21 protein-coding genes are annotated in these 23875 nt (G+C 27.8%); 17 read left to right on the forward strand and 4 right to left on the reverse strand.

Annotated features, from left to right (window positions below):
* Positions 1-7 precede the first annotated feature (7 nt).
* From LXN10_RS09675 to LXN10_RS09685, 3 genes are all read right to left on the reverse strand, one after another.
* Positions 8-1435, reverse strand: coding sequence for an EAL domain-containing protein (locus LXN10_RS09675; RefSeq protein WP_375722831.1), 1428 nt, complete (start codon positions 1433-1435; stop codon positions 8-10).
* Positions 1436-1534: 99 nt separating this feature from the next.
* The gene (locus LXN10_RS09680) at positions 1535-1927 is read right to left on the reverse strand and encodes an ExbD/TolR family protein (protein ID WP_375722832.1); all 393 of its coding nucleotides are present in this window, start codon (positions 1925-1927) and stop codon (positions 1535-1537) included.
* On the reverse strand, positions 1924-2400 hold the full coding sequence (locus LXN10_RS09685; RefSeq protein ID WP_375722833.1) for a MotA/TolQ/ExbB proton channel family protein: 477 nt from the start codon (positions 2398-2400) through the stop codon (positions 1924-1926). The genes LXN10_RS09680 and LXN10_RS09685 overlap by 4 nt, the downstream gene beginning before the upstream one ends.
* Positions 2401-2443: 43 nt before the next feature.
* On the opposite strand from LXN10_RS09685, the gene LXN10_RS09690 reads away from it, so the two are divergent.
* From LXN10_RS09690 to LXN10_RS09735, 10 genes are read left to right on the forward strand one after another with little or no spacing between them, the layout of a single operon-like run.
* A complete protein-coding gene (locus LXN10_RS09690) occupies positions 2444-3331 on the forward strand; it encodes a 1-aminocyclopropane-1-carboxylate deaminase/D-cysteine desulfhydrase (protein WP_375722834.1) in 888 nt (295 codons plus the stop codon).
* A gap of 26 nt (positions 3332-3357) precedes the next feature.
* Positions 3358-6270 (forward strand): ABC transporter substrate-binding protein, encoded by a 2913-nt coding sequence (locus LXN10_RS09695; RefSeq protein WP_375722835.1) that lies wholly within the window; start codon positions 3358-3360, stop codon positions 6268-6270.
* A 33-nt stretch (positions 6271-6303) separates the two neighbouring features.
* A complete protein-coding gene (locus LXN10_RS09700; RefSeq protein WP_375722836.1) occupies positions 6304-6816 on the forward strand; it encodes a shikimate kinase in 513 nt (170 codons plus the stop codon).
* Between the two features lie 7 nt (positions 6817-6823).
* Positions 6824-8116 (forward strand): histidinol dehydrogenase, encoded by a 1293-nt coding sequence (gene hisD / locus LXN10_RS09705; protein ID WP_375722837.1) that lies wholly within the window; start codon positions 6824-6826, stop codon positions 8114-8116.
* Between the two features lies 1 nt (position 8117).
* Positions 8118-8387, forward strand: coding sequence for a DUF2018 family protein (locus LXN10_RS09710; protein WP_375722838.1), 270 nt, complete (start codon positions 8118-8120; stop codon positions 8385-8387).
* Positions 8388-8398: 11 nt separating this feature from the next.
* Positions 8399-9295 (forward strand): polyprenyl synthetase family protein, encoded by an 897-nt coding sequence (locus tag LXN10_RS09715; RefSeq protein WP_375722839.1) that lies wholly within the window; start codon positions 8399-8401, stop codon positions 9293-9295.
* A gap of 3 nt (positions 9296-9298) precedes the next feature.
* The gene (gene hemA / locus LXN10_RS09720) at positions 9299-10594 is read left to right on the forward strand and encodes a glutamyl-tRNA reductase (RefSeq protein WP_375722840.1); all 1296 of its coding nucleotides are present in this window, start codon (positions 9299-9301) and stop codon (positions 10592-10594) included.
* A 10-nt stretch (positions 10595-10604) separates the two neighbouring features.
* Positions 10605-12323: a proline--tRNA ligase gene (locus LXN10_RS09725; protein WP_375722841.1), complete on the forward strand. Its 1719-nt coding sequence runs from the start codon at positions 10605-10607 to the stop codon at positions 12321-12323.
* A 10-nt stretch (positions 12324-12333) separates the two neighbouring features.
* A complete protein-coding gene (locus LXN10_RS09730; RefSeq protein ID WP_375722842.1) occupies positions 12334-13149 on the forward strand; it encodes a mechanosensitive ion channel family protein in 816 nt (271 codons plus the stop codon).
* A complete protein-coding gene (locus tag LXN10_RS09735; RefSeq protein ID WP_375722843.1) occupies positions 13121-14524 on the forward strand; it encodes a CCA tRNA nucleotidyltransferase in 1404 nt (467 codons plus the stop codon). Before LXN10_RS09730 ends, LXN10_RS09735 begins: the two co-directional genes overlap by 29 nt.
* On the opposite strand, the gene LXN10_RS09740 is transcribed toward LXN10_RS09735, so the two are convergent.
* Positions 14514-15743, reverse strand: a complete 1230-nt coding sequence (locus LXN10_RS09740) for an apolipoprotein N-acyltransferase (RefSeq protein ID WP_375722844.1) — start codon at positions 15741-15743, stop codon at positions 14514-14516. The two genes, LXN10_RS09735 and LXN10_RS09740, sit on opposite strands and share 11 nt — an antisense overlap.
* 25 nt (positions 15744-15768) lie before the next feature.
* On the opposite strand from LXN10_RS09740, the gene yajC reads away from it, so the two are divergent.
* The 7 genes from yajC (at position 15769) to leuS (ending at position 23874) form a co-directional block, all read left to right on the forward strand.
* Positions 15769-16038: a preprotein translocase subunit YajC gene (gene yajC, locus LXN10_RS09745; protein ID WP_129100596.1), complete on the forward strand. Its 270-nt coding sequence runs from the start codon at positions 15769-15771 to the stop codon at positions 16036-16038.
* A 75-nt stretch (positions 16039-16113) separates the two neighbouring features.
* Positions 16114-17682 (forward strand): protein translocase subunit SecD, encoded by a 1569-nt coding sequence (gene secD / locus LXN10_RS09750; RefSeq protein WP_375722845.1) that lies wholly within the window; start codon positions 16114-16116, stop codon positions 17680-17682.
* Positions 17682-18653 carry a protein translocase subunit SecF gene (gene secF, locus LXN10_RS09755; RefSeq protein ID WP_375722846.1) on the forward strand — a complete coding sequence of 324 codons (972 nt, stop codon included), beginning with the start codon at positions 17682-17684 and terminating at the stop codon, positions 18651-18653. Before secD ends, secF begins: the two co-directional genes overlap by 1 nt.
* Before the next feature lie 210 nt (positions 18654-18863).
* Positions 18864-20399 (forward strand): hypothetical protein, encoded by a 1536-nt coding sequence (locus LXN10_RS09760; protein WP_375722847.1) that lies wholly within the window; start codon positions 18864-18866, stop codon positions 20397-20399.
* Positions 20400-20513: 114 nt separating this feature from the next.
* Positions 20514-20972, forward strand: a complete 459-nt coding sequence (locus tag LXN10_RS09765; protein WP_375722848.1) for a hypothetical protein — start codon at positions 20514-20516, stop codon at positions 20970-20972.
* Positions 20973-21064: 92 nt separating this feature from the next.
* Complete coding sequence (locus LXN10_RS09770) at positions 21065-21409, forward strand: DUF6394 family protein (protein WP_013134466.1); 345 nt, start codon at positions 21065-21067, stop codon at positions 21407-21409.
* Complete coding sequence (leuS, locus tag LXN10_RS09775) at positions 21409-23874, forward strand: leucine--tRNA ligase (protein ID WP_375722849.1); 2466 nt, start codon at positions 21409-21411, stop codon at positions 23872-23874. Before LXN10_RS09770 ends, leuS begins: the two co-directional genes overlap by 1 nt.
* Position 23875: the final 1 nt, after the last annotated feature.

Genomic DNA, 23875 nt, shown 5'->3' on the forward strand with positions numbered 1-23875 from the left:
TAGTGCATTAATTTTTCCATATTAAGTGTTTTTCTTTTGGTTGAGCATAAAGGTAGCCTTGAGAATAATCAATACCCAAATCAATAATTAATTGTGCAAGTTTTTCATTATCAACAAATTCTGCAACAGTTTTGATACCATTAATTTTAGAAAATTCAACAATTAGTTTTATGATATTGATATTATTTTGATTATTTACAAGGTTTTGAATAAGACTACCATCTATTTTTAGATAGTCAGGTTTTAGTTTTAGAATATTGTTCCAATTAGAGTATCCTGAACCAAAGTCATCTAAGGCAACTTTAGTACCATATTGCCTTAGTTGATTTGTAAATTGAATCAAAAACTCATAATCCATTATATTTTCTGTTTCTAAAAATTCTATTGTCAAACGATTTGCAATATTTGGATGAGAGTCAAGCATTTTAAATATAAATTCATTGGTATGCTGATTTATAACATCAATATAAGATAAGTTAATCGAAAACTCATCTGTTAAATCCTTAAAGTCATTAAATGTGTGTTCAAAAATATTTCTGGTAATTTTGTGGTAAAGTTTAAACTTTTTTGCCACATCAATAAATAAGTAAGGACTTAATAAGATGTCTTTTTCTTTTATTCTAACTAAAGCTTCATATTTATATGTTAGTTTATTTTTATTATCATGAATTGCTTGGTAAACAGGAATTACTCTTTTATCTTTAAATCCATTTTCTAGTGTAGTTAACATCTCTAATGAGTCTGATTTTATATCAATATCTTCATTATAGTGATAAATACTTTTATGGATACTATTTCTAGCATATCTTAGTGCAGAAAGAGCAGTAAGATATTTAGGTGCTCTTTCTGAATAGGCAAAATTTAAGTGTATAGTGAATTCGTTTTTATCAAGATTAAAAGATTTTTTTTCAAATAGAAGTTTTATCCTTTTTATAGAATGTTCAATGTTGCTTTCATTAGAATAAAATGCAAATTCATCTCCATAGATTCTATAAAGTTTTACTTCTAAATTCTCTTTTATTATAGAGTTTAATTCGTTTGCAATCATTACTAGAAGTTTATCAGCTTTTTTAAATCCAAGATACTTATTAAAAACACCAAAATCAATAACATTTAAAAGAACTACATATTTATATTCACTTTCATTAATATTTAAAAATGCATTTCTATTTTCTAATTTAGTAAGAGTATCAATTCCATTTATTGAAATAAGTTCTTTTTTAACTTTTTTTAAATCTTTAACTTTTTTGAGTGCATAAAGTGACAAGGCAATCAAAATGGAAATAAAGATTAAAAAAAACTCATCTAATTTATATTTTTCATAATCACGAGTGAAGTTGTATATTTTTTCAAATAAATTAAGTTCAATTAAGATAGGAGAAATTATTAGTATTAATAAAATAAGAATTATTTCATCTGAATATTTTTTTATCATAGATTACCTTACTTCGATATTTCGGAAGTTTTTTTATTAATAATAGCAAAAATAAAATAATTATTTTATAAAGAACAAAAAAAATAATTATTTATTCTACTAATCTGAGCTCTGTTTTTCTGTTATCAGTGCTAAATTATTTAAATCATATTTTTGTAATAAGTCTAAAACTCTTACTACTCTTTTATATTGAACTTTTTCATCGATTCTGACTATTAGTGGTTTGGTTTTATCTTTTATTTGTTTTAGATTGTCTTCTAATGATTCAAAAGAAACTTCTATTCCTTTTATTGCTAATTTTGTAGGTGAAAGTTCAATAAATATCTCATCTTTTGATACTTCTGTTTCTTTTGCATTTGATTTTGGTAAATCTAAAACTAAAGCTAATTCTTCTTTTTTAAATACAGAAGTTACTATGAAGAATATAAGTAAAATAAAAACCACATCAATGATAGGTGTTAAATCCATACCTAAGGATTCTCTTCTTTTCATGATTTAACAATCTCTTTTTTTGCTTTTAGTTCTATGGCATCAATTTGTGAAATAAAGTGATTATACGCAATATGGTGTGGAATTGCAACAATAAGACCTGCAATTGTAGTAATTAAGGCTATTGAGATACCATTAGAAAAAATACTTGGATCTCCAAGTCCATTTTTTGTAATTGCTTCAAAAGATTTAAATACTCCATAAACTGTACCTAAAAGTCCTAGAAGTGGAGCAATTGAAGCTATATTTTTTATATATGTTAATCCAGTTTCTAATTTTTTTACTTCATATTCTATTTGAGCATATATTGTAAGTGGATTTTGAGTATTTACTTTATCTCTTACTTTTTTTACCATGGCATTTTTTCTTGGAAGTGTTAAGAATTTCCAAATAATAATAGTAAATCCTATGATGTTTAAAAAGATAAGAATATAAACAATAATTCCACCCTTATCAACATATTGCATTAAATCCATTAGTTACTCCAAATTTTTTAGTTATTTTAGTATAATAAGTTTAATGGAATATATAAACTCAAGAATTGACTCAATAAATTTTGAAAATCATCAAGTTTTTTTAAAAAGAGATGACTTATTAAGTAAAGAGTTCTCAGGCAATAAAGCAAGAAAATTTTACTATTTTTTAAATCAAGATTTTAAAAATATCAAAAAAATCATATCTTTTGGTTCGCCTCAGGCAAACTCTTTATACTCCTTGTCTGTTTTAGCAAAAATAAAAAATGTAAAACTAGATTTTTATGTTTCACACATAGCTTCTTTTTTAAAAGAGAATCCCCAAGGTAATTATAAAGAGGCATTAAAAAATGGTGCAAATATAATAGAAATACAAAAAGATGATTTGACTAGTCAAGAGTATGTAGAACAAGAGATTTTAAAAGATGAAAAAGATTTTGTATATATAGAAGAGGGTGGAAGAGTAAAAGAGGCTGAATATGGTATAAAGATTTTAGCCCATGAAATAAACACTTGGATAAAAGAAAACGAAAAAGAAAATTTAAAAGTGTTTTTGCCAAGTGGTACAGGAACAACTGCACTTTTTTTACAAAAACATTTAGAAGTAGAGGTATTAACTTGTCCTTGTGTAGGAGATGAAATCTATCTTAAAAAACAGTTTTTGCAGCTTAACTCTGATGAATCAAAACACCCTACAATAATAAAAACCAAAAAGAAATATCATTTTGGAAAGCTTTATAAAGAGTTTTATGAAATACATTTAAATCTTCTAAGACAAACAAATATTGAGTTTGATTTACTTTATGATAGTTTGGGTTGGCTTACTTTAATATCATCAAAAGCTTTTCAAGACAGTAAAATTTTGTATATACACCAAGGTGGGATTTTAGGTAATGAAAGTATGGAAAATAGGTATAAAAACAAATATCTTTAAGTTTAAATTTACTAGAATGGCGGTTAATGAAAATAAATAAATTACTACTAATATTATTATTCTTATCTTCTACTCTTTTTTCAAAAGAATTAGAAAAAGTATCTCTTCAATTAAATTGGAAGTATCAATTTGAATTTGCAGGTTTTATAACAGCATATGAAAAAGGATATTACAAAGATATTGGGCTTGATGTAGATATAAAAGAGTTTACAAAAAATACAAATGTAATTGACGATGTAATAAACAAAAAAGCTGATTTTGCTATTTTTGATTTATCATTATTTGAATATTATAATGATAAAAAACCTTTAATGCTTTTAGCAAATTATATGAAAAAATCTGCCTTAGTATTTGTGGCAAAGCAAGATATTATTACTCCATATGATTTTAAAAATAAAACCATAATGGCAAGTAAAAATGAGTTAGAGAAATCTATTTTATCAGAACTACTTAAAAAGTTTTCAATTAAAAAAAGTGACTTTAAGAATATTAAACCCCATAGTTTCTCTTCAGAAGATTTTATAAATGGCAAAGCAGATATTATAACTGCATATTTATCAAATGAATTATATGAAATCAAAAAATCAAAAATCCCTTATAATATAATTGACCCTTCAAATTATGACTTAGCTACTTTTAGTCTTAATTTATTTGCCTTAAAAAGTACTGTAGAAAAGAATCCTGAAAAAATAAGAAAATTTATTGATGCTACAAATAAAGGTTGGAAATATGCCTTTGCACATAAAAAAGAGATTGTTGATATTATTTATAATAAATATTCAAAACTAAAATCAAAAGATGCCCTATTATTTGAAGCAAATGAAATTGAAAAGCTAATCATGCCAGATATATATGAAATAGGTAGCATTAGAAGTGAATTTATTGGAAGTATACTTAAGAAATTAGAAGATTCTAATTTAAGTAAAAAGGTTACGATTAAAGATATTGTATTTAAAAAAAATTATTATAAAAAAAATGATATTTTAAGTACCAAAAATAAAGAGTATTTAGAAAATAAAAAGAAAATAAATGTCTGTATTGACCCAAATTGGATGCCTTTAGAGAAAATACAAAATGGTAGATATATTGGCATAAGTAAAGAGTACATGGATTATTTTCAAAGTATATTCCACATACCAATTACTTTAGTGCCTACAAATAGTTGGAGTGAAAGTTTAAAAAAAATAAAAGAAAAAGAGTGTGATATTCTTTCCCTTGCAATGGATACGAAAGATAGAGAGAAATATATTAATTTCACAAAACCATATATTTCTTCAAATTTTGTTATTGTTACAAAAAATGATGAGTTATTTATTCCTGATGTAAAAAAAATCATAGGAAAAAGAAAATTAGCTGTAGTAAAAAACTATGCAATTACTGATATTTTAAAAGAAAAATATAATTACAATAATATTGTTGAAGTAAATTCAATTGAAGAGGGATTAGAGAAAGTACTATCAGGTGAGGTTTTTGGATATATTGATTGTTTGTCTGTTGTTGGATATAAAATTCAAAAAGATTTTACAAGTGAACTTAAGATTGTAGGAAAATTTGATGAAGCTTTAAATTTAAGTATTGGCGTTCGAAAAGACGATTTGGAATTATTGGAAATTTTTAATAAAAGTATAGAAAGTTTTCCAGAAGATAAAAAGCAAGAAATACTAAATAAATGGGTAAATATAAAGTTTGATAAGGGTATTGATTACTCTTTATTATGGAAAGTTACTATTGGATTTTTAGGAGTGATACTTCTTATTAGTTATAGACAAAAAGAGTTGATTAATAAAAATAAGAAAATAGAAGAGCAAAGAAATAAATTAAAAGAGAGTAATAATCAATTTAAAAGAATGCAAAAAGAGTTAGAACAAACTTTAAAGAGCTTTGAAATGCTTCTTAGTTCAACTATGGATTCGATCTTTGTGATTGAAAAAAATATTTGCATAGACACAAATGAAAATGCTGTAGCACTCTTAGGATACAAAGAAAAAAAAGAGTTAATAGGAAAAAATATTTTAAACTATCTTGAAAGTACTTCAAGAAGAGAGATTATAAAAAATTTATATACAAAAGATGAGCCCTTTGAAATAAACATAAAAGATAAAGACAATAATATAATTCCTTCTTTAATAAAAGTAAAAACAACTTCTATTGAAGGAAAAGCTGTTTATGTTATAAGTTTAATTGACTTAAGAGATATAAAAGAAAAAGAGATGTTATTTTTCAAACAATCAAAAATGGCAGCAATGGGTGAGATGATTGGAAATATTGCACACCAATGGAGACAACCATTAAGTGTTATTAGTGCAGTATCTACAGGATTAAAACTAAAACTTATGGTAGGTAAATATGATGAAGAAAATATTATTTCTTCATTGGATAGTATGAATGAATCAGCACAATACTTGTCTCAAACTATAGATGATTTTAGAAATTTTTATAAATCAGATAAAGAAAAGACTCGGGTTACATCAACTTTTATCATTGATAAAAATAAAAATCTGATAAATAGTACTTTAAAAGATAATGGAATTACAATTTTTACAAATAATAAGTGTGAAAATTTAGAGATAAATACTTATCTTAATGAATTAATTCAAGCAACTGTTAATATATTTAATAACGCAAAAGATGCCTTAAATTTAAATAATGCGAATGAAAATAAATTTATATTTTTTGATGTTTTTAAAGAAGACAAATATTTAGTTTTATCAATAAAAGATAATGCAGGCGGAGTTCCAAAGGATATAATCGATAAAGTTTTTGAACCATACTTTACTACAAAACATAAAAGTAATGGTACTGGTATTGGTTTATACATGACTCATCAAATTATTGAAAACCATATTAATGGAAAAATTGAAGTGAGAAATGAAGAGTTTGAGTGGGAAAATAAAAAATATAAAGGTGCTAATTTCCTCATTTATTTGCCTATTCTTTAAAGTTTTAATTTTATTTAGATATAATCGCAAGTTATGAATAAAAACAATATTATACTAATCGGTTTTATGGGTGTAGGTAAGGGTACCATTGCACGAGCTTTGTTTAAATCTAGTGGTAGATTTTCTATTGATACAGACGACTTAATAGAGAGTATCACAAAAAAGAAAATTAAAACAATTTTCAAAGATGAGGGTGAACCTTATTTTAGAGACTTAGAAAAACAATGTGCCTTATGGTTGGAAAAATCAATTACAAACACTGTTATATCTACAGGTGGTGGATTTTATAGACAAGAGAATATCAAAAGCATTGGTAAAGTTGTTTATTTGAAATCATCTTTTGAAGGTATTCTAAAAAGAATTAATGATGCTCCAAATGCAAAACAAAAACTAGATAAAAGACCACTTCTTAAAAATCTTGATGAAGCAAAAAAACTTTATGAAACAAGAATTAAAGAGTATGAAAAAGTATCTGATGTAATAGTTGATGTGGAAGCTAGAGATATGGAAGATATTATTAAAGAATTAATAAGCAAGTGTAAATGAGGACTAAATGAAAATAATAAATACTACAGATTCAAATTTTAAAAAAGAGTTTGAAAATATACAAGCAAGAGCAAAAACAGATATAAAAGGTGTTTCTGCAATAGTTACAAATATTATTGATGAGATTGTTGAAAATGGAAATTCTGCTATAAAAGAGCATATTTTAAAATTTGACAAATGGGAAGTAAAGCAAGATAGCGATTTAGAAATATCTATTGATGATATGAAAAAAGCTTATGAAAATATTGATGAAAAATTAAGAAAATCACTTCATATTGCATATGATAGAATTAAAGCTTACCATGAAAAACAACTTCCAAAATCATGGATTGACTTTGAAAAGAATGGAAGTATCCTAGGACAAAAAGTAAGTGCTGTTGATAGAGCAGGGCTTTATATTCCTGGTGGGAAAGCAGCATATCCAAGTAGCTTACTTATGAATGCAATTCCAGCAATCGTTGCAGGTGTTGAAGAGATAGTTGTATGTACTCCAACTCCAAATGATGAAATCAATGAATTACTTTTAGCTGCATGTCATATCTGTGGAATAAAAAAGGCTTTCAAAGTAGGAGGAGCAAGTGCGATTGCTGCTATGGCTTACGGAACTGAAACTATTCCTAAAGTAGATGTTATAACTGGTCCAGGAAATATATTCGTTGCAACTGCTAAAAAGCTAGTTTTTGGTGAAGTGAATATTGATATGATAGCAGGTCCAAGTGAAATTGGAATCTTAAGTGATGCTAGTGCAAATCCAAGATTCTTAGCTATTGATTTACTTTCACAAGCAGAACATGATGAAATGGCTAGTTCTATTATGATAACAACATGTGACAAGGTAGCAGAATTAACTTCAATAGAAGTTGATAGATTTTTAGAAGAACTAAGTAGAAAAGATATAGCTAAAAAATCTATTGATGAAAGAGGTGTGATTATAGTTGCATCTTCAATGGAAGAAGCTATAAAATATATGAATGAAATAGCACCAGAACATTTAGAAATTATGACAAACAATGCCTTTGAGCTACTTCCAAAAATCAAACATGCAGGAGCTATTTTCTTAGGTAAAAATACACCTGAACCAATAGGTGATTATATTGCAGGTCCAAATCATACACTTCCTACTGGAAGTACAGCTAAGTTTTATAGTCCATTAAATGTGGAAAACTTTTTGAAAAAATCTTCAATAATAAGTTTTTCACAAGAAGCTATTGATGAGCTTGGTGAAGCTTGTGCATTGCTTGCAGATACAGAAGGGCTAACAGCTCATGCAAAATCTGTAAGAGTGAGATTAGAAAAATAGTATGGATGATATTTTATTTGGAACACCTAAATCAAAATTTTTAGATGTGCTTAGACATGCATCAAGTGAAATAGTAGATGATGAGTTAGATAAAATATTGGAAAAATATGCAGCGATGGAATTACTTTTATCAAAAGACAAGGGTGAGAACTATGATGTAAATGAAGATATAAACTCTTTTGTTTTAGAAAACTTAGATGAGGTGTCTAATGTAAAAGATGATTTATATATTGAGTTTACTGGTGAAATTATTTGTAGATTAGATTCATAAGGTATTTATTAGTGGAAGAGTTAAAAATAGTAAAAGATAGAATTTTAGAGTTTATAAAAGAATGTGATGATGAAAAAAGTATAGAGCTTTTTGGGCATTTAGCAACTGGAAAGATGTTAAGGTCTAAACTAATACTTAAAATTGCAGGAGTAAATGAAGAGTCTATAAAACTATGTGCAATAGTTGAGATGATCCATGCTGCATCACTTTTACATGATGATGTTATAGATGAAGCAACTACTAGAAGAGGAAGTCCTTCTGTAAATGCCTTATATGATGCAAAAACTGCCATTATGTTTGGGGATGTCTTATACTCTAAAGCCTTTACTGAACTTTCACAAATGAATAGAAAAGTTGCTTACAATATCTCAAGTGCCGTTACTAAATTAAGTATTGGTGAGATGATGGATATTGATTTAACCGAAACTTTTAATACTGATTATAAATTATATCTTGATATGATTTATAAAAAAACTGCTTCGCTTATAGAAGCAAGTGCTGCAAGTGCTGCAATACTAGCAAATAAAGATGAAGAAAAATATGCTCTTTATGGAAAAAATCTAGGTCTTGCTTTTCAAATGATTGATGATATTTTAGATATCACTCAAGACTCAGCTACTTTAGGGAAACCTGCAATGTTTGACTTTGTAGAAGGAAAAGCTACTATTCCATATTTATTATTACACCAAAGACTAGATGATAAGACAAAATTAGAATCGCTTTTCAAAAAAGAGTTAAATGAAGAAGATGCTCTTTGGATAAAACAACAAATGGAAAGAACAGATTCATTAAATGATGCAATTTCTCAAGCAAAAGCTTTAGGAAGAGAGGCGATTATGATTTTAGAAGATGAAAATTCTGAGGGATTAATTAAGATAATGAAAGAAATGATAGAAAGAGAGTTTTAGGATATGAGTTATTTAAGTATCTCTTTTACACACAAAAATACAGATATACAAACAAGAGAAAAGATTGCTTTTTCAAATGAAAGTTCAGTAGAGACTTTTTTAAAAAGTGTAAAAGCAGATGATTCAATTGATGAGGTTGTTTTATTATCTACTTGTAATAGAGTAGAGATTATGACTACCTCTTCAGATATAAAAAAATCAACAAATAAGATTTTTGATACTTTAGCAAAATATTCTGGATTGGATTTTGATAATTTAATAGAAATAGCAGATATATATGATAATACAGGTGCTATTCATCATCTTTTTTCTGTGGCATCTGCTTTGGATTCACTTGTAATTGGTGAAACACAAATTGTAGGACAATTAAAAGACTCTTTTAGATTAGCTTTATCAAAAGGGTATTGTGGAAAAGATATCTCAAAAGCTATGAATTATGCTTTTAAATGTGCAGCTGGAGTTAGAACAGAAACAAGTTTGGGAACTGGTTCAGTATCAGTGGCTTCTACTGCTGTTTCAAAAGCAAAAGATATTATTAAAAATACCGAAGGTGTGAAGGCTTTAGTTATTGGTGCGGGTGAGATGAGTGAGCTTACTATGAAGCATTTAAATAAAGCTGGATTTGATATTATTTTAATTAGTAGAGATATTAAAAAAGCTAAGATGTTAGTGGATACTTTTGATTTTGAAGTTGATGTTCAAGCTTATGAGAATCTGGAAAAATATTTAAATGAAGTTCCAGTTATGGTTACAGCAACTTCAGCTCCATATCCAATCATAAAAGAAAATATGGTGAAACCATGTACTTTTAATAGATATTGGTTTGATATTGCACTTCCAAGAGATATTGAAGAGTTTGAAAGTCCAAACTTACAAGTTTATGCAGTGGATGATTTACAAGATATTGTAAATTCTAATATGATACTTCGAGCAGAACAAGCAAAAAGAGCATATATGATTGTAAATCAAGAATCTGACAAATTTTTTAAGTGGTTAAAATCACTAGAAGTAGAACCAGTAGTAAAACACCTATATAAAAAAGCTGATGATGTAATTGAAAAGAAATTAGAAAATGCTATAAAAAAAGGATTTATAAAAGCTGAAGATGAAGAAAATATAAAAAAACTTTGTCAAACAGTTTTAAATGAGTTTTTACATGAACCAACAACAAGATTAAAAAAGATTTCAAAAGATGTGGAATGTGATATTATTTTAGGAACAGTACAATCTGTTTTTGGTTTAGAAGGTGGTTCAAACTCTATTAAGAAATGTGATCACGCAATAAAATTTAATTATTAGGAATAAGTTAATGAAATTTTCTCAAATGTTTATGCCAACTACAAAAGAGACACCAAATGATGCAACTTTGGCATCTCACCAATATTTATTAAGAGGTGGTTTTATAACTCAAACAGGTTCTGGTTTATATAATTTTTTACCCCTTGGAAAAATCGTATTAGATAAGATAAGAGCTGTTGTAAAAGAAGAGATGGATAATACAGGTGCAAATGAACTTTTAATGAGTTTTGTTACACCTTTAGAACTTTGGGAACAATCAGGTCGAGCAAGTGTTATGGGACCTGAATTACTAAAATTTAAAGACAGAAAAGGTGCAGGATTTGTACTAAGTCCAACAAATGAAGAGACTGTAGTTGATATTGTAAAAAATAGAATTACATCATATAAAGATTTACCAGTAAATTTATATCACATAAATACAAAATTTAGAGATGAAGCAAGACCTAGATTTGGACTTATGAGAGGTAGAGAATTTTTGATGAAAGATGCTTATTCTTTCCATGCTACACATGAAGATTTAGTAAGAGAATTTCATGTTATGGAAGATGCATACAAAAAGATTTATGAAAGACTAGGTTTAGAGTTTAGAGTAGTTGCTGCTGATAGTGGTGCTATTGGGGGAAGTGGTTCTAAAGAGTTTATGGTATTAGCAAACTCAGGAGAAGATACTATTGTTGTATGTGAAGATTGTGAATATGGGGCGAATATTGAAGCTGCTGTTAGAGCAAAAAAAGAGATTAAAGATTGGTATGATGTAAGTTCTGAAAATGTAAAAATGGAAAAAGTACTAACAGAAGGTATGAAAACAATCGAAGATGTTTCTAATTTCTTAAGTTCACCAAAAGCCCAATCAATAAAAGCAGTTATCAAAAAAGCAATTTATAAAGATAAAGAAGAAGTGGTAGTTTTCTTTGTAAGAGGAAATGATGAACTTGAAGAGACAAAAGCAGCAAATGCAGTTGATGCTTTAGAGTTAATTGAAGCAAATGAAGAAGATGTTTTAAGTGCAGGATTAGTTGCAGGATTTTGTGGACCATTTAATTTACCTGAAAATTTAACTTATGTAATTGATAGTGAATTAAAAGATGAAGTTGGGTTAGTTTGTGGTGCTAATGAAGTTGATTATCACTTTACAGGAACTGATTTAACAACTTTAAAAGATGCAAAATATTTTGATTTGATTGTTGTTCAAGAGGGAGATGTTTGTTCTTGTTGTGGTGGAAAACTAATTCATACAAAAGGAATAGAAGCTGGGCATATTTTCCAACTTGGAACAAAATATTCAAGTGCTATGGATGCTACATTTTTAGATAACAATGGAAAAGCACAGCCATTTGTAATGGGTTGTTATGGTATTGGAGTTTCAAGATTAGTAGCAGCTGTTATTGAACAAAATCACGATGATAAGGGTTGTATTTGGACAAAAGAAACGGCTCCTTTTATGGTTGATGTAATTGTTTCAAATGCAAAAAAAGAAGAAGAGTTAAATGCTGGGAAGAAGATTTATAATGATCTTAAAATAGCAGGTATCTCTACAATCTTAGATGATAGAGTAAATGCTAGATTTGGATTTAAAATGAGTGATTTTGAACTTATTGGATTTCCTTATGCTGTAGTTGTTGGTAAAAAATTGCCAGAAGGTATAGTTGAAATTGTTAATAGAAAAACTTTAGAAAAAGAAGAAGTTTCATTAGAAGAAGTTGTAAATAAATTAAAAAAATTAATATAGGGGATTAAAGATGGAAAATAGTGTTCAAACAGTTTCAGATGTGATTGGTGTTTATTCATTAAATATTACAATAGCAATTTTAATATTTGTTGTTGGTAAATGGTTAGCAAAAAAAATAACAGATGTTGTTGCAAAGATATTAAGAAGAAATCCAAAACTTGATGAGACACTAGTAAACTTTTTTGATGATATTATTTATTATGTCTTACTTGTAGTTGTTGTATTAACAGCATTAGAACAAGTTGGAGTTGAGTCAACTTCATTTTTAGCTATTATTGGAGCTGCTGGTCTTGCTGTTGGTTTAGCACTTAAAGATTCATTATCAAACTTTGCTTCTGGTGTTATGATTATATTTTTTAAACCTTTTAGAATAGGTGATTATGTAACTGCTGGTGGAGTAAGTGGAACTATTACTGAAGTACATTTATTTAATACAGAGTTTACAACACCTGATAATCAAAGAGTTTTAGTGCCAAATGGTGCAATTACTGCAGGAAGCATAACAAATGTAAATGCTCATCCTAAAAGAAGAGTTGATTTAGTTATTGGTGTTGGTTATGGAGATAACTTAAAAATAGTAAAAGATATTATTACTAAAATAGTACAATCAAATGAAAAAGTTCTAAAAGAAGAAGCAATCACAGTTGCTGTTTCAGAATTAGGTGATTCATCAGTAAATTTTGTAGTTCGAGCTTGGGTTAATACACCTGATTTTTGGGCTGTAAAATGGGCTTTAATTGAAGAGATTAAAAATACATTTGATAAAGAAGGAATTTCTATTCCTTTCCCTCAAAGAGATGTACATATTATCAACGAAAAAAACTAGTATCAAGTTACCTAATACTCTAACAGGGATACTAAAACTTTTACAAGAAAAAGGTGCCAAACCTATTCTTGTAGGAGGATGTGTTAGAGACCATTTTTTAAACTTACAAATAAAAGATTATGACATAGAAGTTTTTCATATAGATGACTTTGAAACCCTCACAAAATATTTAGAACAATTTGGAAAAGTAAAACTTGTAGGAAAATCATATGGAGTGTTAAAACTCTCAGTTGATAATGATGAATATGATTTTGCTCTACCAAGAGTTGAGAAAAAAATAGCAAAAGGTCACAAAGGCTTTGAAGTCATAAGTAATAGTTATCTAAGCTTCAAAGAAGCAGCTAAAAGAAGAGATTTTACAATCAATGCACTTGGATATGATTTTATAAATGAAGAGATTTTAGACCCCTTTGATGGACTAAAAGATTTAGAAAATAAAATCTTACGACATATAGATGATAATAGTTTTATGGAAGATCCTTTAAGGGTTTATAGAGCTATTCAATTTGCTTCAAGGTTTGATTTTACATTAGCTGAAAAGAGTTTTGACTTATGTAAAAAAATGGTTTCAAATAATGATTTAGAAGAGTTGCCAAATGAGCGTATTTTTGAAGAGTTAAAAAAACTCTTTTTAAAATCATCTAAGCCCTCAGTTGGATTTGAGCTTTTAAAAGAGTTGGGAATTTTAAAATATTATCCAGAATTACAAGCTCTAATTGGCTGCGAGCAAGAGCCACAATATCATCCAGAAGGTGATGTTTGGATTCATACTTTAATGTGCCTAGATGAAATGGCAAAATTAAAAACAGGTGATGAATATAAAGATTTAGTTTTGTTTTTTGCAATACTTTGTCATGATTTTGGAAAACCTTTATGTACAAAAGTAATTGATGGCAAAATAACTTCCCATAAGCATGAGTCTTTAGGAATAGAGCCCACAATCTCATTTTTAGAAAAATTAACAAATGACAAAAAACTCATAGCTGATATTCTTCCTTTAGTGAAAAATCATCTTTCACCTTTTCAATTATATTTACATAATAGCAGTGATAAGGCTGTCAAAAGATTGGCTTTAAAAGTTGATATTGAGATGCTTTGTTTGGTTTGTCTAGCTGATTGTTTAGGTCGAACAATTGAAGATAAATGCAAATGCCACGAAGCCATTTCTTGGTTAAAAAACAGAGCCTCACAATTAGAAGTTACTAATAGTGGACCAAAAGCTATTGTTATGGGAAAAGATTTGATAGCTTTAGGATTTGCTCCAGGAGTTTTATTTAAAGAGATTTTAGACTATGCTTTTGATTTACAACTTGATGAAGACTTATCAAAAGAGCTAATAATAGAGAAAATAAAAGAAAAATATATCAAGGTGTGATGATATAATTTTCACTTCCATTTATCTCATGGTAAATATTAACTCCATATTTTTTTGAGTAAAGTCTTAGCAAGAGTTTTTGCAAAGTTGGTTCAATAGATGGGGTAAACCAAGCATTATTTGATATGGCAATTATATTTTTTGTATTTCCTAGATTTTGGTATAACTCTTCACTTGTTGCTTCATAACAAATAGCATTTCTAAAAGAGATATTTTTTATTCTGTACTCTGTTGGCGTGCTAGCTTTTGTATAATCTTTTGCACCATTATAAAATATTTTATTTATAAAATCCCTAAATATCTTAGGTAAAGGAATCTCTTCTCCAAAAGGCACCAATACAACTTTTGAAGCAACTTGTAAATTTCCAGCTTTGAAAATATAAGTTGAATTTTTATATTCATCATCTTTATAATATAAAGCACCAGCTACGATTGTTATTTTGTGTGACTTTTCTAATAAACTTTGCAGTACAAACTCTTGCTTATTTAAGATAAAAGGAAAAGTAGTTTCAGGTAATACAACTACCTCTTTATTATTTTCAATTGCCTTATTTATTTGTTTAAAATTTTTATCAATAACAGCTGCAAGGTTTTTTCTATCCCATTTATAATCTTGATTAAAATAAAAATTTGGTAAAGAAATATCTATATTGCTAAGAGGTGTTGGCTTTGGATTTATATGTATAAATGAAATAGCAATTATACATATTGTATAAATAAAGACTCTTTTTTTAACTAAAAATACAGTAGATAAAATTACAAGAGCAAGAACTATTTTATTTGCTTCAAAATAGCTATCTAAAAGTAAAATATCAGGTTTGAACCAATTAAAACCAAATGGATTTAAAAAAGCTAAGCTAAAAAACAGTGTAGCTCTTAAATAAATATTGTCTTTTATGGAAATAAGTAAAAAAAGTAAAGCATATACAAGGCCAAAAAATAAAATGACAAGGGGAATTAAATAACTTAAATCATAATATCTAAAAGAAAAACTTACCCAATAAAACCATAAAATTCCAACAAAAAAACCACAATAAAATAGTGAAATTCTATCTATTTTAAGAATAAAATACAAAGAAAGAAGTAAAAGTATTGTATTGATTATTTTGATTTCAAATCCAAAATATGCTAAATATATAGGAGTTGAGAACAATAAAGCTGTAATCAAGCCTTTTATTATATTGATTTTGTTAAAATACACGCGTTTTAGGAAAAACATATCAAACCATTATAAAGGAAGTACCATGGGTCAAAGCGGTGACTTAATAAGTTCATTATTACCTCTTGTTGCATTATTTGCAATATTCTACTTTTTAATTATTAGACCACAACAAAAGCAAGCTAAACAGCACAAGCAAATGATTGCGGATTTGAAAAAAGGTGACAAGATTGTAACAAATGGTGGCTTAATCGTTGAAATTTCAAAAGTTGAAGAGACTTCTTTAACTGTTAAAAATGTAGATGGTTCAGAAATGAAATTGGCAAGAGAGTTTGTAGCTAAACTTGCTGAATAAAAATTAAGACATGTAAAACTTTTTACATGTCTTACCACTTACCTTTATAAACAACTTACTATTTAAGGATAAAGATTGAAAATCTTAAATTATAGACTTATAATATTTATATTAAGCATTATTTTTGGTGTTGCATTTTCTATGCCATCATTTCTCCAAACCGATACAGGTAAAAAAATCTCTTTAGGACTAGACTTACAAGGTGGACTTCATCTTTTATTAGGTGTAAGAACGCAAGAAGCAGTAGTTTCTAAAATCAAATCAATAGCCGCAACAGTAAAATATTATACTGATGATGAAGATATATTGATTGAAGATTTATCAATAAACCCAGACAGTGTAAGTTTTGTTATACTAGATCCAGATGAAGTTAAAAGAGTTGATGATATGCTTAAGAAAATCAAAGGCTTAGTTATTTCAAAAAGTGAAGATAATAATTATGAATTAACTCTAACTCCCGAAGAGATTGCACTTACAAAAGACCAAGCTGTTTCACAAGCTGTTGAGACTATTAGAAATAGACTTGATCAATTTGGTTTAGCTGAACCTACTGTTATTAGACAAGGTACAACTGATATCGTAGTTGAACTTCCAGGAATAAAAACCCAAGCAGATGAACAAGCAGCAAGAGAACTTATCTCAAAACCTGCAAACTTAGAACTTATGTCTGTAGATGAAGAAAGAGCAGATCAAGTTTATACTATGAGTGGTTCTGAAGCTTCACAATATGGAGATATTATTTTAGAAGATGCAAAAGATCCTTCAAAAAAATATCTAGTAAAAGAAATACCAATCTTAAATGGAAGTCAAGTAACAGATGCACAAGTATCATTTGATCAATCAAATCAAGCGATTATTAACTTTACACTAAATTCTATTGGTGCAAAAGTTTTTGGTGACTTTACTGCAAAAAGTGTTGGAAAAAGACTTGCTATTGTTTTAGATGGTAAAGTATATTCTGCACCAAATATTAGAGAAAGAATTGGTGGCGGAAGTGGACAAATTTCTGGTGGCTTCACTGTTGTAGAAGCTGGAAATGTAGCTATTGCTTTAAGAAGTGGGGCTTTACCTGCTTCTGTTGAGTTATTAGAAAAAAGAAGTGTTGGACCATCTTTGGGAGCTGATTCTATTAAATCTTCTATGATAGCACTAATTGCAGGTTTTGCTTTAGTTGTTGTATTTATGATTGTTTATTATGGTCTAGCTGGTGTTGTTGCAAATGTAGCACTTGTAACAAATATATTTATAATCATAGCTATTATGGCTATGTTTGGAGCGACCTTAACTTTACCAGGGATGGCAGGTATTGTATTAACAGTAGGTATGGCTGTTGATGCCAATGTTATTATCACAGAAAGAATAAAAGAGTTACTTCGTAATGGAGTTTCTATTACAAAAGCTGTAGAAGATGGATATTCAAATGCAATGAGAGCAATCTTAGATGCAAATGTTACAACTTTACTTGTATCAGTTATTCTTTATGTTTATGGAACTGGACCTATTAAAGGTTTTGCTATTACTATTTCTATTGGTATCTTAGCATCTATGTTAACTGCAATACTTGGTACACATGGTATCTATGAGTCTTTATTACCTAAGATGAATAGAGAGAAAAATTTAAGAAAATGGTTTGGGATGAAATAATGGAATTTTTTAAAGGCGATAAAATATATAATTTTATGGGTAAGAGATTACCATTTTTAGGTTTTTCTACTATTTTAGTTGTGGCATCAATTGTATTACTTTTTACAAAAGGTGTTAACTTTGGTATTGATTTTGCTGGTGGAACTTTAGTTCAAGTAAAATATGACAAAGCTGCTCCAATTGATAAGATTAGAGATATTTTAAATAACACAAAAGAGTACAAAAATTCTTCAATCACAAAGTTTGGTAGTGATGATGAAATAATTATTAGAGTAACAACATCAACAAATAGTGTATCAAGTGACTTAAGTGATGAGATTAGAAATGTATTAGCAGATACTGGAAAATTTGAAATAAGAAGAGTTGATATAGTAGGACCAAAAGTTGGTGGTGAGTTAAGAGAAAAAGGTTTGATGGCATTTGTTTTATCACTAATCGTGATTATGATTTATGTATCTTTTAGATTTGAGTGGAGATTTGCCCTTGCTTCTATTTTGGCTTTAGTACATGATGTTACTATTGCTTTAGGGGCGGTTAGTTTGTTTGGAATAGAAGTTAATCTTGATATTCTAGCAGCTATTCTTACACTTTTAGGATACTCATTAAATGATACAATTATTGTATTTGATAGAATTAGAGAGGGTGTTCAAACTTCAAAAGAGAGTGACCTTTCAAAAGTTGTAAATGAATCTGTTTCAAGAACACTATCAAGAACTACTCTTACATCATTGACAACTTTCTTTGTTGTTGCGACTTTATATTTCTTTGGTGGAGAGATTATCAACGGTTTTGCCTTTACTTTATTAGTGGGTATTATTGTAGGTACTTATTCATCTATCTTTATCGCAGCTTCATTTTTAGTTCAATTAAAATTCTCTATTGAGGATTTTAGAGCTAAAGAAGTTGAGAAAGTTAAGAAACAAAAAGAGAAAGAGAAGATGAGAGCCATGTTTGAGCAAGGGACAGTCTGATAAGACTGTTCTTTCATCATCTTTTAAAATATTTCTGCGTTAAAAAACAAAATTTATTCACTCACTTACTACAGTAAGCTCCCTCACAAATTTAATTTTTTGCCTTGAACTCTTTCAAAATCTAATAAAATAACAGTCTTATCTATATAAATATAACTTATAAGAAATAGAAATGTATAATGTAATTTAAAATCATTAAAAGAAATAATTATGTCAGAAACTAAGAAATATCCTTGTAAATGTAAGAGTTGTAAAAGAGAATTTGATGAAGAAGAATTTAAATTAACTAATGATGAAAATAAATGTATTTTTCATTGTGATAAAGATAAATGGAGTAAATCTTCAGAAGAAAATAATTTTATAAAAGAGATAGAGTACTTTTGGGAAGAAGTTCGAGAATATATTAGATATATTAACTCTAATATAATAGAAAGTAATTATGTAAAATGTCCATCTTTTACGGCAAAGAATAATAAAATTTATTTATTTAATGAATTTATTTTTCCCAGAACTGAAGATGAGTCTGGAAATTTCATGTTTGAAAATAAAGATTTTTTAAAAGAATATGGTTATGTTTTTAATAAAAAGTTATATTTTAAAAATTGTAAATTTTTAGATACATTAAATTTTACAAATGTAAAAATGCAAGATGATATTATCTTTGAAAATTGTATTTTTAAAAGTAAAATACAATTTAATGGTCTTATTTCAGAAGGTAATTTCGAAATGATTAATTCATTAGAAAATTATAATAAAGAAGAATACTCTATTGAAGAAGTAAATTTTGCAGGAGCTGTTTTTAAGAATAATGCAAAATTTAAAAGATTAAAATTTTGTAAGTCAGATTTTGATAATTGTTTATTTGAAAAAGAATCAGATTTTTATAAAACAATATTTAAATTAACAAGTTTTAAAAGAACTAGATTTTGTGGAAATTGTATTTTTGATGAAGCAATCATTTTTGATGTTTTTGATACATATAATGTTGAAAAAAAAGCAAAAGAGACTGAAAATAAAGTTAAATTTACTCTTAGCAAATTTGAAGGTACAACAAGATTTTATAAAACTATTTTTATTAAAAATTTAGATTTAAGAAATACATATTTCTATAATAGGGTTAATTTTTTAGGTATTTCTTCTAATAAAGATAAGTATCAAGATATAAAAGTATCAAATCGAGAAACAGCACGGATAATAAAAGACTCCTTTGAACAACAAAACAATATTATTGAAGCAAATAAATTTTATGCTTTAGAAATGAAAAAACGAGAAAAAGAGTTAAACTTTAGTAAAGAACCATTTGAATGGTTAGTTTTCAAAATTCATAGTTTAAGTTCTAACCATTCACAAGATTGGACACTTTCATTATTTTGGATTATTATACTAGGGTTATTATGTTCCTTTATAAGTTATGATGAAAATTATATTTTTACTGAAAAAGAGTATGTTTTAAATCAATTATATTTAGGAATATTAATTCCTCTATTATGCTTTACTTTGTTGTTATCTTTGCTAAAGTTTGAAAAAATAAAATTAATATTATCAACTTTATTTATATCTTTGATATTTTATTTAAACTATACAAGAGATATTTCTTTTAATCATTTTGCATATGTATTAAATCCTTTTTCAATTATGAGAGGTGATGAGCCAATTACTTTTGGTACTCTAATCTTCAAAATAATAATCGCATATCTAATCTACCAACTTATTATTTCAATAAGACAAAACACAAGGCGGAAGTGATTTATAATGTTCTTTATTAATACAAACTAAAAATTTGATTACTATTTTAATATAATTTTAAAAATAAGAGTATAGAATATAACATAAAAAATTTATACTATATGGGAAAAGTACATGAGCATTAGAACTACTTTTGATAAAATAACTTCGAATAACTCTGAGAGTTGGAGTTTAGCATTGTTTTGGATAGTTATATTTGAAATACTTGCAACTATGATTGAGTACTCTTTTGTGCATCAAACACCAGATATTATGATGCATATTCCAGATGGAGTTTATTCAGAAATAATTATTGGGTTGATAGTTACTATATATATTTGGTTGTGTATGTATAATCTTGTATTTTGGGATAAAACTTCTATTTTGTATCTTATTTTATTTGGATTTATTGGAGTTTATTTGATTACCACTCACGATTTTGTTTTTGATTTATTTATAAAAAATATAAATATATTTAGATTGATTCAAAGTGATACGGGAATAAATTTGATTATTCAATTATTTTTCAAAATTATAATTTTCTATTTGATATACCAACTAATCAAATCTCTTCGAGCTACAAAAACTTTATAAATTATAGTTCTAATTTTTAGAACTATAAAAGAGCTTTTTTATCATACTTTAGCTATTATAATTGCTTTTAGAAATACTTTAAAAGGATAATCATGGATTGGGGTAAAGTAACCTATATATTCTTTTCACTAATGTCTTTAACTACAACGGCAGGGTTTTTATATGAACCAAACTCTTTAGCACTATTTTTAGCAGCTGGGGTTAATGTAATATCTACTATTTTAAAATTAGGTGTTAGAAACTTATTATCTGCAGAATTACTTGCAAGTTCTTTAGTTGCTGATTTACACTTGATACCTGCGTTTATGGTTCTTACTTTTATGGGTGATGAAAGATTGGCTATAGCTCTTGCTATTGGAGCAATTGTTGCAAATATATTCTCTATAGCCTTAGCACTAATAGAAAGTGCAAAAAGTCAGGAAAAGGATGAGTTTTAATGGAGTATAATCCACAAGAGATAGAAAAAAAATGGCAAAACTATTGGTTAGAAAACAATAGTTTTGAGCCAAGTGATGATACAAAAAAAGATAAAAAATATATTTTAAGTATGTTCCCATACCCAAGTGGTCGAATACACATGGGACATGTTAGAAACTACTGTTTAGGTGATGCATTTGCTAGATTTTTTAGAAAATCAAATTTCAATGTATTGCATCCAATTGGTTGGGATAGTTTTGGAATGCCAGCTGAAAATGCTGCTATTAAACACAAACTACATCCTAAAAAATGGACTTATGAAAACATAGATTACATGAGAAAAGAGCTTCATGGTTTAGGTTTAAGTTTCTCAAAAAACAGAGAATTTGCCACTAGTGATGAACTTTATACAAGATGGGAACAAGAGTTTATTATCAAGATGTATGAAGATGGTCTTTTATATAAAAAATCAACTACAGTAAATTGGTGTGAGCCTTGTCATACAGTTTTAGCAAATGAACAAGTAGAAGATGGTGGTTGTTGGAGATGTGGCACTCCTGTTGAGCAAAAAGAGATGCCAGGGTATTATGTAGCTATTACAAAATTTGCCCAAGAATTACTTGATGATTTAAAAGACCTTGAAGGATCATGGCCATCACAAGTTCTTACTATGCAAGAGAATTGGATAGGAAGAAGTGAAGGTTTAGAGTTTTCATTTGAACTTACAAAAGATGCAAGATACAAGTTAAATAAAAATTTTGCTTCATTTGATGTATTTACAACAAGACCCGATACTATTTATGGGGTTTCATATACAGCTCTTTCACCAGAACATCCAATAGTAAAATATTTAGTAGAAAATGAATTATTAGATGAAAATAAACTAAATAAAATAAAAGCTATGCAAAAAGTAAGTGAAAGAGATAGATCAATTATGCCTAAAGAAGGTGTTTCTTTAGAATTAGATGTTCTTCATCCACTAACTGGAAAAACAATTCCAGTATGGGTTGCAAATTTTGTATTAGTATCTTATGGAAGTGGTGCAGTTATGGCTGTACCTGCCCATGACCAAAGAGATTTTGAATTTGCACAAGAGTATGACTTGCCAATTAATCAAGTAATTGTAGGGAAAGAGGGTATTATCTCAAATATGAGAGAAGCTTATACTGAACCTGGAACTCTTATTAATTCAGAAGGTTTTACAAATTTAGATAATAAAAAAGCACAAAAAGCTATTATTTATCACTTTGAACAAAACTCTTTTGGAACAAAAAAGATTAATTATAAATTAAGAGACTGGGGAGTTTCAAGACAAAGATATTGGGGAGCACCAATTCCTTTTGTACATTGTGATAGTTGTGGATTAGTTCCTGAAAAACTTGAAAATCTTCCAGTTGCATTACCAGAAGATGTTGAGATTACAGGTGAGGGAAATCCACTAGATAATCATCCAACATGGAAACACACTTCTTGTCCAAAATGTGGAAAACCAGCACTAAGAGAAACAGATACTCTTGATACTTTTGTTCAATCATCTTGGTATTTTTTAAGATATGCAACAAATAACAAAAAATGGAATAGTGTAGGTATCTCAAAAGAAGATAGTGATTATTGGATGGATGTTGACCAATATATTGGTGGGATTGAACATGCAATTTTACATCTTCTTTATTCTAGATTTTTCACAAAAGCTTTAAATAAACTAGGATACACAAACTCTAAAGAGCCATTTAAAAGACTTCTTACTCAAGGTATGGTTTTAAAAGATGGGGCAAAAATGTCAAAATCTAAAGGTAATGTTGTAGACCCTGATAAAATTGTTGAAAAATATGGAGCTGATACAGCTAGATTGTTTATGCTTTTTGCTGCACCTCCTACTAAAGAGCTTGATTGGAATGACAGTGCTGTTGATGGAGCATTTAAATTTATTAAAAGATTTACAGCAAAAGTTGAAATGGCACAAGGTATTTCAATTGAAGAAATAAATTCAATTGACCATGACAATTTAACAAAAGAAGAGAAAGAAGCTAGAAAAAAAGTTTATGAAGCCTTACAAAAGTCAAATGAAGTCTTTTCTAAAACTTATGCTTTTAATACTTTAATTGCAGCTTCAATGGAAGCACTAAATGCTTTAAATGCACAAGATAACAAAACTATTTGGGCAGAGGGATATTATATTTTAACAAATATTTTAGAGCCTATCATTCCTCACTTATGTTGGGAATTATCAAATGAATTATTTGAGTTAAAAAACTTCAATAATGATGTAAAAGTTAAAGAAGAAGTATTTGTATCTGATACAATAACAATAGCTATTACAATAAATGGTAAAAAAAGAGCAGAAATAGAAGTTTCTCCTAGTGCTTCAAAAGAAGAAGTTTTAATAATAGCTAAAGAGGCATCTTCTAAATGGATAGATGGCAAAGAAATTATAAAAGAAATAGTTGTTCCAAATAAATTGGTAAACTTAGTAATTAAGGGATAAT

The organism is Arcobacter iocasae, from assembly GCF_042214795.1.
Classification (GTDB): domain Bacteria; phylum Campylobacterota; class Campylobacteria; order Campylobacterales; family Arcobacteraceae; genus Arcobacter; species Arcobacter iocasae.